Origin of the sequence: Catenuloplanes niger (assembly GCF_031458255.1) — a bacterium.
In the GTDB taxonomy this organism is placed as follows: domain Bacteria; phylum Actinomycetota; class Actinomycetes; order Mycobacteriales; family Micromonosporaceae; genus Catenuloplanes; species Catenuloplanes niger.
The window spans coordinates 3,312,722-3,326,911 of sequence record NZ_JAVDYC010000001.1; the positions used below are offsets into that span (position 1 = coordinate 3,312,722).

Consider the following 14,190-nt stretch of genomic DNA (forward strand, 5'->3'; position numbering starts at 1 on the left):
GTGATTAGGCTCGCACCGGGCGGGAGATAACCGATCGCGCGCGCTCGAGGCTGCCCAGCGTGCACCGCGCGACCTCTCGCCGGTGGCGGCGTTGTCCTGTGACGTCCGATGTCGTTGTACCGGACGACCTGGTCCCTCGTCGCAGAAAATGGAACCACCATGGAGCAGTCTTCGCCAGGCACCACCATCACGTTGCTGATCGTCGGCGGCCTCTTCACCTGGTACTACGTCGCCCGCCAGCGCAAGCAACGCGAGGACGAGGCCGAACTGCAGGCCCTCGGCCCGGTCCGGGAACGTGTGGGAACCGCGTTGGCCCTGGTGGCCCGCCCGTGGCGGATTTCGGCACTCGAGAACGGCCAGCGTGACACCTGGCCCTTGACCGCCGACACCATCGTCACCGTAGAGATGGAAGGCGAGATCACGACAGTACGGGGCCGTAACCTCGCCGCGAAAGCCGTCGGTGGTGCCGCCGTTCCCGTGCTCGGCCTGTTCATCTTCGGAAATGCCAAGAACCGCAGCGTCGACAACCGCGAGCTCTACATCACCATCACATCTGAAGATGACGCCCGTGTCCTGAAGGTGCCGCCTACTCTCAGCCAAGAGGCCCGGCAATTCGCCGCCATGGTGAACGTGACGGCGAAGCAGCTCGCGGAGAAGAGCTAACACTCCCAGGGACGCCACCAGTCCAGATAAGCCGTCGCGTCGCGCGCAGTTCCGGCACGCTGCCCAAGGCCCTTGGCTCCGCCGGAGACGCGGTGCCGACGACCAATCGCCAACCGAGCTCGCACGGTCGCACATGCGGCGTTCAGCCGCCGGCGAGAAACCCGCCGACGGGTCGCAAACCGGCCAGATTGCGGTGTTCGCGGCCGTACGTGACCAGGTCTCGGTCGAGGTCGGCATGGCGGCGTCGCATCTGCTGCACGTCCGGGTCGTCGGGAAAGCCTCGGTAGCTGGCGAATGCTGCTGCCGTGCGGTGCGCGGCGAGCAGGCAGATCAGCGCTGAGTTGACGACCTCGACGGGCTCTGCTCGCCAGGACACGTCACGGCCGGCGACCTGCGCACTGTCCGCGAGGCCCCAGGGCCGGGCGTGCGCGACCCCGGACAGCAGACTGTAGACGGCGGGCAAGTCGGCGAATGCCTCCTTCACCAGCGTGCTGATTTGCGTCTTCACGGAGAGCGGTTCCGTGCCCCCGACAACGCGTACATGCGTGATGGTCTCGGATGCGTTGAGAGTCGTCTCGATCTGGGCGGCGGTCAGCCGGGCCAGAAACTCCTTCTTCCTGCGTTCCTCAATCAATGCCGGCGCCGGGAGATAGGCCGTACCGGCCAGCTGACCGGCGGCCCGGGCGGCATTCCCGGTGTCCTCGGCCAGCAGCGCGATACCGCGGCCGAATCGAGTGGCGAACGGCTCACCATCAGCGAGTAGCCACCGCACCAATGCTGCTGACTCGAATGCGCCGCGGGCAAGCGTGGCGTGCGCGTACACCGGTGCACTCTGCGCGCGCGCGTGTGACAGCAACAGGCCCAGCGAACGCACATGATCGGCGACGTGCACGCCGCCGTGCAGTGCGTTCAGGATGCAGGCACTCCACAGCCGCTGCCGGTCCGTGCTGCGCACCATACGCAAGAGCGCCCGTTATCGCCGTCCGCCGCCGATGTCGGCACCGGGGCTGTCCCATGTACGCGGGCCAGTACCCGCTGCACCGCATCGGCCTGGTCAAGGCACACCCTGCCGGCGCGGGCCAGCAGGCGAACATCGGGAGAATCAGGCACCACAAGAACCTCGCTGTCGTCGCGGACAGGGAAATCGTCCGGCATCCTCCTACGCAGCGCATCCGATTTGCGCCTGTTGCAGCGAGCGTTTCTGCAGGATCTCCGCGCCGGACTCCCGTCTCTCATGGCGGATTCGGGAAGCCCGCGAACGGTACAGCAAGCTGGCCGGTCAACATCGGGTCGTGCCGCTGCTGCCCATCCGCAGGCGTACCGGCCCCGGCCTGCGCCGACCAGGGCGCGCGAGGTCCGCCGCACCCGCGCAAACGTCATTGCTGGTCCACGAACCTGCGGTGAGCGGGTGCGGCGGATCGCGTCCCTGGCCTGCCTGCGGCCGTCCTGGCCGGTGCGCGCGGCAGGTCAGCGCGCCACCGACCCGGTGACATCCTCCGGCATCGGCTGGCGCTTGTTCGTCCGCGCTCCTGGAGGCTGTTGGTGCCCGACTCTCCTGTTTCGTTCTCGCTGCGCACGCCGTCCGACGTGCTCGGCATGATCCCCTACCTGCTCGGTTTCCACCCCGAGGACAGCCTCGTCGTGGTCCTGATCGGCACCGACCGGCAGCTGCTCGGGACGATGCGCATCGATCTGGCCGCGCCGCCGTCCGTCGCGGTCGAGCGCCTGAAGCCGGTCCTCGACCGGCACGCGGGGATATCCGTGGTGGTGGTCGGGTACGGGCCGCTGACCGCCATGGGTCTCACCCGTACGGCGGCGGAGGTCATCGCGCAGACGGTCCCGGCCCTCGGGGTGCATTTCGTGTCGGTCGGTCACCGGTTCTGCCTGACGCCCGGCTGCGGCTGCCCGGCCGCCGACGGGGTGCTCTTCGATGCCCGGGATACCGCGGTGGCCGCGCAGTCGACGGTGGCCGGGCTGGTCGCGCTGCCCTCGCGGGACGCGCTGATCGCGCTCGCCGAACCCGACCCCGCCGCCCAGGCGGCCGTCGCCGCGGCGATCCGGGACCTGCCGGAGATCCGGCCGTCGAAGGCTGTGTTGCGGGACATGCTGGATCAGGCTGCACTCGACGTCCGGCTGTCGGATGAGCAGGTCGCGCGGCTGGTGGTGATGCTGCGCGACCAGCGGGTCCGGGAGGCGGTGTGGCTGGCCGCGACCAGCGACCGGGTGTGGCAGCGGGACCTGTGGCTGGACATCACCCGCCGCGTCCCCGACGACCACGCCGCCGCACCAGCGTTCCTGGCCGCGTGGTGCGCGTGGCTGCGCGGGGAGGACCCGCTCGCGCACGAAGCCGCCCGGCGGGCGCTGGCCGCAGACCCAGGCGCGCAGATGCCGAAGGTCATCATCGCGTCCATCCAGACCGGCATGCCCGCCCGTGACCTCATCGGCGTCTGGCCGCCGGCCACGACCGGCACGACGCCGGTGGTGCCAGCGTGAACGGCCCGGTCCTGCTGGTCACCGCCGACCCGGCACTCGTCACCTTCGTACGCGAATGCGCCCTCCGGGCCGGGGCGTGGCTGGACGTGCGCCACAGCCTGGTCGGCATCCGCAACCAGTGGCGTACCGCCCGCCTGGTCCTGCTCGGCGCCGACCTGGCGTATCCGGCGTATCGCAGGCGCATGCCAGCGCTGCGGTCGCTGATCATCGTCACCGCGAACCCGCCGACTCCCGCGACCACGACGGCCGCCGACCGGCTCCGGGCGACGTTCCTCGCGCACCTCCCGATCGCCGACGGCTGGCTCGTCGGCAAACTCGCCGACACCGCGGCCGAGGTGGTGCAGCAGCTGACCGGGCTCGGCTACCGCATCGGGTACACCGACTCGGAGACGGCGGCAGCATCCGGGCAGGTCAACAGCCGAGACCTCCGCACACGCCGCACCGACGAGTATCAGGCGGTCTACGTCAGCTTCGGCCGGGTCGCATGCGGGCCGGACCTGCTCGGCCAGGCGGATACGGTGCAGCGCAGCAACTACCGCACCGGGGAGTGTCAAGTTAACGGCTGATCTTGGTTGTTGAGGTGGTCAGTTGTCGGCCGGGGTGAGCCGGCCTTCGAAGGCGATCTGGAAGGCGTTCAGGGGTGCCTTCCAGCGCATGGTCCAGCGCCTTCGGCCCGCGCCGGTGGGGTCGAGGCTCATCAAGGCCATGTAGACGCACTTGAGCGCGGCCTGCTCATTCGGGAAGTGGCCGCGAGCTCGCACGGCCTTGCGGATACGGGCGTTGACCGACTCGATCGCGTTCGTGGAGCAGATGACCTTGCGGATCTCGGCGTCGAAGGCGAGGAACGGCACGAACTCGGCCCAGGCGTTTTCCCACAGCTTCACGATCGCCGGATACTTACGGCCCCACGCCTCGGCGAACTCGAGGAACCGCTCGGCCGCGGCGTCCTCGGTCGGTGCGGTGTAGACCGGCCGCAGCGCCTTGGCGATCTTGTCCCAGTCCTGGCGCGCGGCGTAGCGGAACGAGTTGCGCAGCAGGTGCACCACACACGTCTGCACGATCGTGCGAGGCCAGACGGTCTCGACCGCCTCCGGCAGGCCCTTGAGCCCGTCGCAGACGAGCATCAGCACGTCGGCGACGCCGCGGTTCTTCAGCTCGGTCAGCACGTGCAGCCAGTGCTTGGCGCCCTCACCGCCGTCACCGGCCCAGATGCCAAGGATGTCGCGGTGCCCGTCGACGGTGACCGCCATGGCGAGGTAGATCGGCCGGTTCGCGACCTGCCCATCGCGGATCTTGACGTTGATGGCATCGATGAACACGACCGGGTAGACCCGGTCCAGAGGCCGGTTCTGCCACTCCGCCATGCCGTCCATGACCTTGTCGGTGATGGTGGAGATGGTCTGCTTGGACACCTCAGCGCCGTAGACCTCGGCCAGGTGCGCGGCGATCTCGCCGTGGGTCAACCCCTTGGCCGACAACGACAACACCATGTCGTCGACGCCGGTCAGCCGCCGCTGCCGCTTACGCACGATCTGCGGCTCGAACGTGCCCGCGGCATCGCGTGGGACTCGCACCTCGACCGGCCCGACGTCGGTGAGCACGGTCTTGGTTCGGCTGCCGTTACGGGTGTTCCCGCTGCCACGACCTGCCGGGTCGTGCTTGTCGTAGCCGACGTGGTCGGTGATCTCACCGTCCAGCGCTGACTCCAGCACCCGCTTGGTCAGCTGCTGCAGCAGCCCACCCTCACCGGTCAGCTTCAGCCCGTCACCACGAGCCCGATCGACCAGCATCGCGATCAACTGCTCATCCGTGACCGCATCCGCCGGCCTGGCGGCCGGCTCCTGCCCCGAGGTGATCTCGGTCGTCATCTGGCGTCTCTCCCTTGATCGGTCGATCAGCCGTTATTTGTACAGTCCCGCTACCGACACCTACAGCCGACAGCCCGCGGACAACGCCTGCTCCACCACCTCGACCAGCCCGCTATCCGCCAGCTCCTCGACCGCTACTCTCCGCGACCGAAAGCCCCACGTTGACCTGTGCCGACCCTCCGCGTACCTGCCGACCCGTACCCCGGTTGGCAGCCGGATCCCGCCCGCACCGCGTCAGGTATCCCGCCACGGTCAACAGTCGCGTGGCCACAGATGGAACTGACCGCGACCACAGCGGTTGCGCTCAGATGCGCTGTCCGCGGGCCGACTGTGCGGCAACAACAGCCGGCAGATCGCCCGAGGAGCCTCATGAAACGTCACCTCTCTCAGCGGTTGCTGGCGGCTGCGGCCCTGCCGCTGCTGGTGGGCGGGTGCGCCGTGCCGGTCTCGGTTACCGAGGGTGAGACGGCAGCCGCCCCAGCGAACGAACGAGTAGAGCTGAGCGAGATCAAAGTGCGTGTCCTTGCCGGGAAGGCGCCCGAGGCAAAGCCCTCGGAGACCGCGGCCGCACGTCCGTGCGCCGGTGGTGTCGGGCAGGGTGCCTTGGCAGCGCTCGAAGTGACGCCTGGTCCCGGCACGGCGAACGTCGCCTGGTATCACTCTGGCGACACGAGCGTGGTCGGCTACCGACTCACCGCGACCTCGCAGAACCTCCCGGATGGGGAACAGCCGGAACTGCGCTGGCAGGAAGTGGCTGCGCCGGAAGGCTGCACCAAGGTGGTCGCGACGGTCACTGCGCTGGAACGGACCACCCCCTACGTGTTCTCGCTCGACGCCGTACGCGTCACCGCTCTCGGCGACACCGTCCTTTCGCCCGTGGTCGCCCGGTCCTCGATCGTGTCCACGAACTGACCGACGCTTGGCACACCGGCCCGACCTTGAGCATCGCGTTGTGGCGGGCGGGGCCCCGGTCCCGGTGTTACGGCTGAGGGCCGCACCGACGGGCCGAGAAGGCCGTGCCGGCCCGCAGCAGTACGGGCCGGCACACCGCGGCGCAGCAGAGTTCCGGTGACGTGCGGGATTACCGACGCGTCGTCGCGGCTGCCGTCTCCGGACGCGTATAGACGGAGACGTGGCTGGTGGGCTGGCTACCGATGGGCCGGCCTGCCAGGTCGCCGTAGCGGCCTGCGAGGCCGAGGCCGGTGTGTTCGGCGATGAGGTCGAGCTCGGCGGGTAGCAGGTAGCGCAGCCGGTTCGGGATCACCTGCGTGCCGTCTGAGGTCTGAGTGACGCGCAGTGTGTCGATGGTCTGCGCGGCGGCGTCCAGACGGCCGACGTTCATGGTGACGTGACCGGAATCCCATTGCTCGACGTGCAGCGAGTGGCCGTTGTGCCACCGGTCGGGGTCGGGAATGAACCCTTCGATGATCAGCGCCCCGCCGGGGGCGAGCCGGTCGGCGGCAGCCTGGATGCAGCGCCGCTGGGTGTTCTGGTCGGCGAGCAGGTAGAGGGTGGAGAACGCGATGAGGACGCAGCCGTAGGTGCGGTCGGTGGGCGGGTCGGTCATGTCGGCGAGCCGGCCGTCGACGGCGTCACCACCGGGCTTGGCCCGCAGCCGGGCGAGCATGGCCTCGGAGTTGTCGACGCCGACGACGTGCATTCCGGCGGCGGCCAGGGGGATCGCGAGACGGCCGGTGCCGACGCCGAGCTCCAGGACGCTGGCGGGCTGAGCCCAGCGGCGGATGAAGTCCACGACGGCGGGGATCGTGTCGCGACCGTCGTAGAGATCGTCGTAAACCTCGGCCCAGCGATCGCCATAGGCGCTGCCCGGCGCCGCATCGGTCGGGGTAGTAAGGACGGGATGCGACGTGGTTCGGGTGGTGACGGACATGAATCATCGCCTCGCATGGGGATTCGCGGGTACGGCGACACACACAACAGGTCGGCCCTGGTACGTGGGCGGCGGGGTGCGTGGCCGATAGGACGGTGGCGAAGGCCCGGGCCGGTGTGGTGCCGTCCGGAGCCTGGAGGCGTCCTATATGCGAAGCGAGATCAGTTGTGGTCCGGTCGGGCGCGCTCGGGCCTGTGCATCGTCCCGGACCGCGGTGGTATGGCGTGGCGGGGCCCAGATGTCCGGGGCCACTGCAAGAGCGGGTGACTGCGGGTGCGCGGCGACGCGGACGGCCGGCTCGGCGGCGTCGCACGAGTCGCTGTGCGGATGATCAGCGCTGCACGGCAGCGCGACCGCGCCCGGCGTGGCCGGTTCGGACACGTCTGCCGGTGGCTGGGTTGAGCCGGCCGCGCCGGCGTGAGTGTGGGTGGGGATGGTGGCGCAGCAGATGGCGAGGGTGTGGGCGTGCCCGATGAGCGCGCACAGCAGGACCAGAGCGAGCAGGCGGCCGGCGGTGCCGAGGAGCGCGTCGCTGCGGGTACGGGTGATGCCGTACCTGGTCATGGCCGCCGTCATGCCCGCAGCGTAACCGCAGCGGCTCTACCTGCGGCAAGACCTCCGCGGCCGGCTGTCGCCTTTCCGGCACCTGCGGTGCTCTCGCCCGGCCGTTCGGCGGTCGAGAGCACCGCTTGGGCCGATACGCGGATACGGTTCTCCAGGGGTGTCCCGGGTCACCTGCCCGGTGCGTGCCGGGTAGCGTGGTGGGCGTGGCAGGCGACCAGGTGACGGCCGGTGGGCGGTGGGCCCGATGGCTGTTGCTGGCCTGCACGATCATCGGCCTGGCCGCGATGCACACCCTCGGTCACAGCGGTCCAGAGGCCGACGGGCACGGACACGCCGGCCATCATCCGCCGGAGATCGCCGTCGGCGCCGACATGCCCGCCGGAGTAGCCGCGGACGGTGGTTGCGCGGGCTGCGGGCAGGTGAGCGGCCCGGAGGCGCCAGAGCGCGGCGGGATGAGCGTGTGGAGCGTCTGCGTGGCCGTGCTGACCGGCCTGACGGCGGCGATCGTGATGCTCGCGCTCTTGGTGAGGTGGCGGGCGCCGACAGGCGGGCCGCCCCGGGCCAGGGCGGGTCCACCGCTGGTACACGGTCCTCCACCACGGCGTACTGGGCTGACGCTCGCGGCGATATCGGTGCTGCGCATATAGGAAGACCTGTCCGTGTACACCCGCACGGGTGGCACACGGCCGACAGGCCTTGCTCGCGTTCGTACCGATATCGGAAGGTTTTCGTTGTGTTGACAGTTTCTGTTGTGCTGCGCCGTGCCCTGCTGGCCGGAGTGGCTGTAGGTACCACCGTCGTGCTGGCCGCGTGCGGCGGCGGCGACGGCGCTGACGGGATGGATCACGGCGCCGGCACCACCACGGCGACCACCCCACCGGCCACGGCGACCACCCCTTCGGCCGCGGCGTCCGCCGGGACCGGGTCCAATGCCGCGGATGTGTCGTTCGCGCAGATGATGATCGAGCATCACCGGCAGGCGGTCGAGATGGCCGAACTCGCCGGTACCCGTGCCGGCAACGCCGAGGTCAAGGCGCTCGCCGAGAAGATCATCGCGGCGCAGCAGCCGGAGATCGAGACGATGTCCGGGTGGCTGACCGCATGGGGTGCGGCGGTGCCGGAACCGAGCATGACCGGCATGGACATGGGCGGCATGGACCACGGCTCGTCGATGCCGGGGGCGATGTCGGCGCAGGACATGGCAGGGCTGGCCGCAGCCAGCGGCGGCGAGTTCGACAAGCAGTTCCTGACGCTGATGATCGCCCACCACGAGGGTGCGATCACGATGGCGCAGCAGGAGACGTCCCAGGGGGCCAGCACCGAGGCGAAGGCCCTGGCGGCGAAGATCGTCACCGATCAGCAGGCGGAGATCGTCACTATGCGTGAGCTGCTGACGAAGCTGTAGCGGTCCGAGGCGGCGGCCGGGCGGATATCCGATGCGGGGCATCCACCCGGCCGCCGCGATATCGATCGCTGGAACAGCAGCACGGGCGCGCACGTGCGCACGGTCGCGCCGGTACGCGGGGCGCCCCACGAATGTGCTGCGTGATCGGTGTCTAGTACCAGGCCGGGCCCGTCAAACGGCTGGGTGCCCGACCTGCCAGGTCGGGCACCCAGCCGTTGCGCGTGGTGCCTGTCATGCTGGATGGGTCAGTGGTGGTACTGGTGGATGACCGCGTGGCCTTTGCCGCGGGAGATCAGCCACCGGTTGATCGGGGTGGTCAGCACGAATGCCACCAGCAGTGCGAACGCGAGCGACGCCCAGAACACCCAGTTGGTGAGGCCGGCGTCCATCGCGCCGGGCACGGCGAGCATGACGGCGTTGTCGAGGATTTCCATGACGGCGATCGACACGGTGTCCGCCGCCAGGGCGACCTTCAGGGCGGTGCAGAAACCGACGCCGGCGCGCAGGACGCCGCGCATGGTCAGCGCGTAGCCGAACACGAATGCCAGGGCCACCGCCAGGATGACGGTGGGCCAGGCGGGCCAGCCCAGCGCGGTGCCGATGACCATGCCGAGCACCTCGCCGATCGCGCAGCCGGTCAGGCAGTGCAGCGTCGCCTGGGCGGCCATCGCCCATGACGTCGGGGCCGTGCTGGTGCTCGCCGGGGTGACGTCGTGACCGTGCTGTCCATGCCCGGTGTGGCCGTCATGATCGGCGTGTCCGCCGTCGGGACGTGGATGGTGATGGGTGCTGTGGTCCATGGCAGGTGCCTCCTTCGCCGTCACCATACCCCCTGGGGGTATAGGGGCAAAGTGTGGCGAGGAATCAACCTGAACAGCCCGCCCGAGGGGGTCGCGCCGCACCGGCACCGGTGGATGCGGTTGCGGGTCCGCCGCCGCGGCCTGCGCAGCGCGCCGGGCTGCTGCGGCCCGCCGCCGGCACGATTGCCGTACAATTGCCGCATAAGCGACGGGCGATGTGGAGACGGAAGTCGTCGATGTTCCGGCTGGTCCTGCGGTTGATGGCGGTGGCGCTGCTGCTGATGTGCGCCACGGCCTCCGCATATCCAGGCCACCACCAGCCCACCGGCGCGCAGTCCTTGTCCCCGGCGCATACCGTCGTGGCTCACCAGGCGCACGTGGCGTTGGGCGGCAGTGCGGAAGCGGGCGGCGGTCATCACGCCGGGTTCACTGATCCCGGACACTTCGACGATCACCCGTGTGTGGGCGCCGCGCCGGCCCCGGCGAGCGCCAAGCCCACCGCCCCGGCCCAGTGCGTCGCCGTCACCGGCCCCGCCGCCAATCACCCGCACGTGGTCGACGCTGTCGCCGTGGAGGGTAGCCGCGGGCGTGATGTGCTGCTCGTGACGGGCGTCTGCCGCACGTGACAGGACCCGGCGCCGCCGTCTGCTGTCCCCGCAGGACGTAAGTAAGTTTCTCCTCTGGAGTGACGTCTGCTGCCGGGTGGGTGAGGCCTGTCGGCGCCCATGGACTCTTGTCGTCCGTGCTGACCCGGTGGTGTGCGCGCCCGTTCCGTGGCGCCGGTGCCGGGCGGCCCCGTCACGCCTGAAACGGATCCCTGCTCATGATCACAGTCATGCCTTCGCGTCCGGCTGCCCTGCCGTCGCCCAGCCAGCTGATTTCCAGCTCTACCTGTCACGGCCTGGATCAACTCATCGGTAACACGCCGGTGTTGTGGATGCCGGAGTTGTGCGCGACGCCCGGGCGCGGGTTCTGGGCGAAGCTGGAGGGCGCCAATCCCGGTGGGATCAAGGACCGGCCCGGCCTGCACCTGCTCCAGCAGGCCCGCGAGCGCGGTGACCTCGCCCCCGGCGCGCCGGTGGTTGAGTCCACGTCCGGGACCTTGGGGCTAGGGCTGGCGCTGGCCGGGCTGATCCTCGGCCACCCGGTCACGCTCGTGGCCGACCCCGGCCTGGAACCGCCGCTGCGGAACCTGCTGTCGGCTTACGGCGCCCGGCTGGACATCGTCGAGCGGCCACACCCGGACGGCGGCTGGCAGCAGGCTCGCCGCGAACGCGTGCAGCAACTACTGGCCGACTCGGCCGGCGGGTTCTGCCCGGACCAGTACCACAACCCGGACAACGTGACGGCGTACCAGCCGCTGGCGCTGGAGCTGGCCGCGCAGCTGGGCCGTATCGATGTGCTGGTGTGCAGCGTCGGCACCGGCGGGCACAGCGCCGGGACCGCGCGGGTGCTGCGCGAGTTCTTTCCGCACCTGCGCTTGATCGGCGTCGACGCGACCGGGTCGACGATCTTCGGCCAGCCGGCCAGGACCAGGCTGATGCGCGGGCTGGGCAGCAGCATCCACCCACGAAACGTCGACTACAACGCCTTCAACGAGGTGCACTGGGTGAACCCGGCCGAGGCGGTCTGGGCCTGCCGTCGGCTCGCCGTGGACCGGTACGTCACCGGCGGCTGGAGCGTCGGCGCGGTCGCGCTGGTCGCCTCGTGGCTGGCACGGACGCTGCCCGGCGACACCCGTATCGCCGCGGTCTTCCCGGACGGCCCGCACCGCTACGCCGAAACCGTCTTCAGCGACGACTACTGCCGCCGCCACGCCCTGCTCGGCCACACCCCGGCACGCCACCCGGACGAAATCTCGCACCCGCAGCAGCGGGAAGTGACCAGGTGGACTCGCTGCACCCACGTCATCGACCCGATCGACGCCGACGGTGAGACGGCATGAGGACGACATGGCGGCAGGCCCGCTCGTTCAACCGGCCCGTGCAACTGCTGCTGATCAACCAGCTGAGCATCAACATCGGCTTCTACATGCTCATGCCCTACCTCGCCGGCCACCTGTCCAGCACCCTGGCGATGGCCGCCTGGGCGGTCGGGCTGATCCTCGGCGTACGTAACCTCAGCCAGCAGGGGATGTTCCTGCTCGGCGGCAGCCTCGCCGACCGGCTCGGCTACAAACCGATGATCCTCGCCGGCCTCGCCCTGCGGGTGGCCGGCTTCGGCCTGCTCGGCTTCGCCACCTCACTGCCCGCGCTGATCATCGCCTCCGCGCTGACCGGCCTGGCCGGGGCGCTGTTCAACCCGGCGGTCCGCGCCTACCTCGCCGCCGAGGCCGGGGAGCGGAAAACCGAGGCGTTCGCGCTGTTCAACGTCTTCTACCAGGCCGGCATCCTCGCCGGACCGCTGATCGGGCTGGCGCTGCTCGGCACGGCGTTCCGCTGGGTGTGCCTGACCGCGGCGCTGCTCTTCCTCGCCCTGCTCATCCTTCAGGCCAGGGCACTACCGACCCGCCCGGCCCCCGCCGCCGCGGCGGCGCCGGGAATGCTCGCCGACTGGCAACGGGCGGTCACCGACCGGCCGTTCCTGCTGTTCTCGCTGGCGATGATCGGCTCGTACGTGCTCAACTTCCAGGTCTACCTCGGCCTGCCCATCCGCGCCGCGCAGATCACCGGCAACCAGACCGGCACCGCCGCGATCTTCGTCGTCTCCGGCCTGCTCACCATCGCCTGCCAGGTCCATCTCACCGCCTGGATCCGCGCCCGGTGGAACCCGGAGACGGCCCTCGTGCGCGGACTGTGGCTGATGGCCGCCGCGTTCATCCCGCTCGGCCTCACCGCCAGCACCGATCCCACCGGCAGCGGCGCGGCGGGCATCGCCGTGCACCTGGCCCCGGTACTGCTCAGCACCGTGCTACTGACCACCGCAACGATGATCGTCTACCCGTTCGAGATGACCACCATCGTCAACCTCGCCACCGACCGCCTCGTCGGCACCTACTACGGCCTCTACAACACCATCGCCGGCATCGGGATCGCCGCCGGCAACGTCCTCACCGGCGCCGCCCTCGACACCCGCTACCCCGCCCTCGCCTGGACAGCCCTGACCGCCGTCGGCGCCGGATGCGCCCTCGCGGTATGGCTGCTCGCCCGCCGCGGCGACCTCACCAGCCCACCGCAAGATCTGGCCGCCGCCACCGCGCCGGGTGCGCGCACCATCCTGCCCATCACCCGACGATGACTTGCACGGCCAGCCTGACGCCGAGTTCAGCCGCGCTGATGTCGCGATCGGCTCAGCAGGCGCCCGCATCCCCAAGATCATCGAGTAAATGACAAACAGCCAAGACAAATCACCCGACAAGAACTTGGGACAGCCGCACAATGCCCCTGCTCAGGAGCGGTCCGGATGACATAAAAGATAGGAACCTACAATGGGGGCATCGAGGTGCGCGGTGCCTGCTGTACGCGCACGATCACCGCGGTCGTCATCGCGCCGGGGCGCCGCCTACGCAAGCGGGGTCGGTTTACGGCCGCCGCCCGAGACCGGCCCAGGCCAGCGTCGCCCGCCCAGCCCTCGGTCCGCAGGTCCAGCGCCACACCGGCAGCACACCCGGACCGAGCAGATCGAGCCCGTCGAAGAGCCTGTGAACCTGGTCGAGAGAGTAGTCACCAGATGGCGTTACGGCTTCTCCCCGACCTCGCTCGGCGCAGGCCGGTCGGTCCGTGGTGGCGGCAGCCAGGGCCAGCAGCGACCCGGACGGCAGTCCGGCCACCAGCTGCCGCATCACCTGGTACGTCCGCGGTCCACGCTGGCCGGCGCGCGGGGGGACGATCACCGCGACCGGCCGATCCGGATCGAGCACGTCCCACGCCGGGTCAAAGGCATGGACATCAGAGGTGGCCGGGTTTGCGTGCAGGTACCGAACTTGGCCCGGGTCCTCGCCGGACAGCTGCAGACCGCCGACCGCGGCAACATTCCGGACGTGGTCGGTGTAGGTCACGCGTACGTCGCGGGCGACGACCCGGGCGAGGTCGTGCACGGCGGGCTCGGTGATCAGGCCCGCGTCGACGCACAGGAACTGGCTGATTTGTAGACCGCGGCCGGCCAGGAGCACGGCGCACTCAATCCAGTCGGCCACCGCGGCCTCCGGTGTCACGCTGTCGTGCTGGTACACGCCTGCGCCCCCGCGCGTACCCATGATGGAGTGGGCCACCGTCGTCCCGGCGGCCACCGATACGGTGTCGTAGAGCATCGGTCACGCCCCCGGTTCATGGCCGGCACGATCGCGGCTGCTCGTGCCGGGTCCGTGCATGGTGGGCTCCCTCAGCGGTGGATGGCCCTTTTCGGGGCCAGCGGGCGGTGAGGGGTGAGCTAAATGCAGGCTGTCGGCTCGGAAGTTGGCGGTGCGAACGCGGGGACGGTCGCTCGCGCGGGCATGAAGCAGGGCCGGGGCACGCGTTGCCGTGCCAGCGGCGCCGCGCGGACGGGCGGCGGCAAGGCGAATGCACG

Annotated in this window: 15 protein-coding genes; 9 read left to right on the top strand and 6 right to left on the bottom strand. The window is 70.0% G+C overall.

Features of this window, described 5'->3' with window-relative positions; genetic code table 11:
• Positions 1–159: 159 nt before the first annotated feature.
• Positions 160–663, top strand: a complete 504-nt coding sequence (locus J2S44_RS14410; protein WP_310413338.1) for a hypothetical protein — start codon at positions 160–162, stop codon at positions 661–663.
• A 142-nt stretch (positions 664–805) separates the two neighbouring features.
• Here the strand turns inward: J2S44_RS14410 and J2S44_RS14415 are convergent, their stop codons facing one another.
• Positions 806–1,621 (bottom strand): hypothetical protein, encoded by an 816-nt coding sequence (locus J2S44_RS14415; protein WP_310413341.1) that lies wholly within the window; start codon positions 1,619–1,621, stop codon positions 806–808.
• Between the two features lie 584 nt (positions 1,622–2,205).
• Between J2S44_RS14415 and J2S44_RS14420 the strand changes: the two genes are divergently transcribed.
• Positions 2,206–3,156, top strand: a complete 951-nt coding sequence (locus J2S44_RS14420; RefSeq protein ID WP_310413344.1) for a DUF4192 domain-containing protein — start codon at positions 2,206–2,208, stop codon at positions 3,154–3,156.
• Positions 3,153–3,722 (top strand): hypothetical protein, encoded by a 570-nt coding sequence (locus J2S44_RS14425; protein ID WP_310413348.1) that lies wholly within the window; start codon positions 3,153–3,155, stop codon positions 3,720–3,722. Before J2S44_RS14420 ends, J2S44_RS14425 begins: the two co-directional genes overlap by 4 nt.
• 18 nt (positions 3,723–3,740) lie before the next feature.
• Here the strand turns inward: J2S44_RS14425 and J2S44_RS14430 are convergent, their stop codons facing one another.
• Entirely contained in the window at positions 3,741–5,024 is a 1,284-nt protein-coding gene (locus tag J2S44_RS14430; protein WP_374727795.1) for an IS256 family transposase, read from the bottom strand.
• A 369-nt stretch (positions 5,025–5,393) separates the two neighbouring features.
• On the opposite strand from J2S44_RS14430, the gene J2S44_RS14435 reads away from it, so the two are divergent.
• Positions 5,394–5,936: a hypothetical protein gene (locus tag J2S44_RS14435; protein WP_310413351.1), complete on the top strand. Its 543-nt coding sequence runs from the start codon at positions 5,394–5,396 to the stop codon at positions 5,934–5,936.
• A gap of 169 nt (positions 5,937–6,105) precedes the next feature.
• Here the strand turns inward: J2S44_RS14435 and J2S44_RS14440 are convergent, their stop codons facing one another.
• Entirely contained in the window at positions 6,106–6,915 is an 810-nt protein-coding gene (locus J2S44_RS14440) for a class I SAM-dependent DNA methyltransferase (protein WP_310413354.1), read from the bottom strand.
• A gap of 144 nt (positions 6,916–7,059) precedes the next feature.
• Positions 7,060–7,491: a hypothetical protein gene (locus J2S44_RS14445; RefSeq protein ID WP_310413357.1), complete on the bottom strand. Its 432-nt coding sequence runs from the start codon at positions 7,489–7,491 to the stop codon at positions 7,060–7,062.
• A gap of 191 nt (positions 7,492–7,682) precedes the next feature.
• Between J2S44_RS14445 and J2S44_RS14450 the strand changes: the two genes are divergently transcribed.
• Both J2S44_RS14450 and J2S44_RS14455 read left to right on the top strand, forming a co-directional pair.
• Positions 7,683–8,126: a DUF6153 family protein gene (locus J2S44_RS14450; RefSeq protein WP_310413361.1), complete on the top strand. Its 444-nt coding sequence runs from the start codon at positions 7,683–7,685 to the stop codon at positions 8,124–8,126.
• Positions 8,127–8,230: 104 nt separating this feature from the next.
• Positions 8,231–8,884, top strand: a complete 654-nt coding sequence (locus tag J2S44_RS14455) for a DUF305 domain-containing protein (RefSeq protein ID WP_310413364.1) — start codon at positions 8,231–8,233, stop codon at positions 8,882–8,884.
• Between the two features lie 245 nt (positions 8,885–9,129).
• On the opposite strand, the gene J2S44_RS14460 is transcribed toward J2S44_RS14455, so the two are convergent.
• A complete protein-coding gene (locus J2S44_RS14460) occupies positions 9,130–9,552 on the bottom strand; it encodes a DUF4396 domain-containing protein (protein ID WP_310413367.1) in 423 nt (140 codons plus the stop codon).
• A 368-nt stretch (positions 9,553–9,920) separates the two neighbouring features.
• On the opposite strand from J2S44_RS14460, the gene J2S44_RS14465 reads away from it, so the two are divergent.
• The 3 genes from J2S44_RS14465 (at position 9,921) to J2S44_RS14475 (ending at position 12,921) form a co-directional block, all read left to right on the top strand.
• Positions 9,921–10,310, top strand: a complete 390-nt coding sequence (locus J2S44_RS14465) for a hypothetical protein (RefSeq protein WP_310413369.1) — start codon at positions 9,921–9,923, stop codon at positions 10,308–10,310.
• 209 nt (positions 10,311–10,519) lie between these two features.
• Entirely contained in the window at positions 10,520–11,629 is a 1,110-nt protein-coding gene (locus J2S44_RS14470; RefSeq protein WP_310413372.1) for a PLP-dependent cysteine synthase family protein, read from the top strand.
• Entirely contained in the window at positions 11,626–12,921 is a 1,296-nt protein-coding gene (locus J2S44_RS14475; RefSeq protein WP_310413375.1) for an MDR family MFS transporter, read from the top strand. The genes J2S44_RS14470 and J2S44_RS14475 overlap by 4 nt, the downstream gene beginning before the upstream one ends.
• Before the next feature lie 283 nt (positions 12,922–13,204).
• Here J2S44_RS14475 and J2S44_RS14480 read toward each other — a convergent pair whose 3' ends face one another.
• Positions 13,205–13,933: an SAM-dependent methyltransferase gene (locus tag J2S44_RS14480; protein ID WP_310413379.1), complete on the bottom strand. Its 729-nt coding sequence runs from the start codon at positions 13,931–13,933 to the stop codon at positions 13,205–13,207.
• Positions 13,934–14,190: the final 257 nt, after the last annotated feature.

Coding starts and splice junctions, on each gene's coding strand:
- J2S44_RS14410 (WP_310413338.1), top strand. CDS start 160: ATGGAGCAGTCTTCGCCAGGCACCACCATCACGTTGCTGATCGTCGGC.
- J2S44_RS14430 (WP_374727795.1), bottom strand. CDS start 5,024: ATGACGACCGAGATCACCTCGGGGCAGGAGCCGGCCGCCAGGCCGGCG.
- J2S44_RS14435 (WP_310413351.1), top strand. CDS start 5,394: ATGAAACGTCACCTCTCTCAGCGGTTGCTGGCGGCTGCGGCCCTGCCG.
- J2S44_RS14475 (WP_310413375.1), top strand. CDS start 11,626: ATGAGGACGACATGGCGGCAGGCCCGCTCGTTCAACCGGCCCGTGCAA.
- J2S44_RS14470 (WP_310413372.1), top strand. CDS start 10,520: ATGCCTTCGCGTCCGGCTGCCCTGCCGTCGCCCAGCCAGCTGATTTCC.
- J2S44_RS14460 (WP_310413367.1), bottom strand. CDS start 9,552: ATGGCCGCCCAGGCGACGCTGCACTGCCTGACCGGCTGCGCGATCGGC.
- J2S44_RS14465 (WP_310413369.1), top strand. CDS start 9,921: ATGTTCCGGCTGGTCCTGCGGTTGATGGCGGTGGCGCTGCTGCTGATG.
- J2S44_RS14415 (WP_310413341.1), bottom strand. CDS start 1,621: ATGGTGCGCAGCACGGACCGGCAGCGGCTGTGGAGTGCCTGCATCCTG.
- J2S44_RS14440 (WP_310413354.1), bottom strand. CDS start 6,915: ATGTCCGTCACCACCCGAACCACGTCGCATCCCGTCCTTACTACCCCG.
- J2S44_RS14480 (WP_310413379.1), bottom strand. CDS start 13,933: ATGCTCTACGACACCGTATCGGTGGCCGCCGGGACGACGGTGGCCCAC.
- J2S44_RS14445 (WP_310413357.1), bottom strand. CDS start 7,491: ATGACGGCGGCCATGACCAGGTACGGCATCACCCGTACCCGCAGCGAC.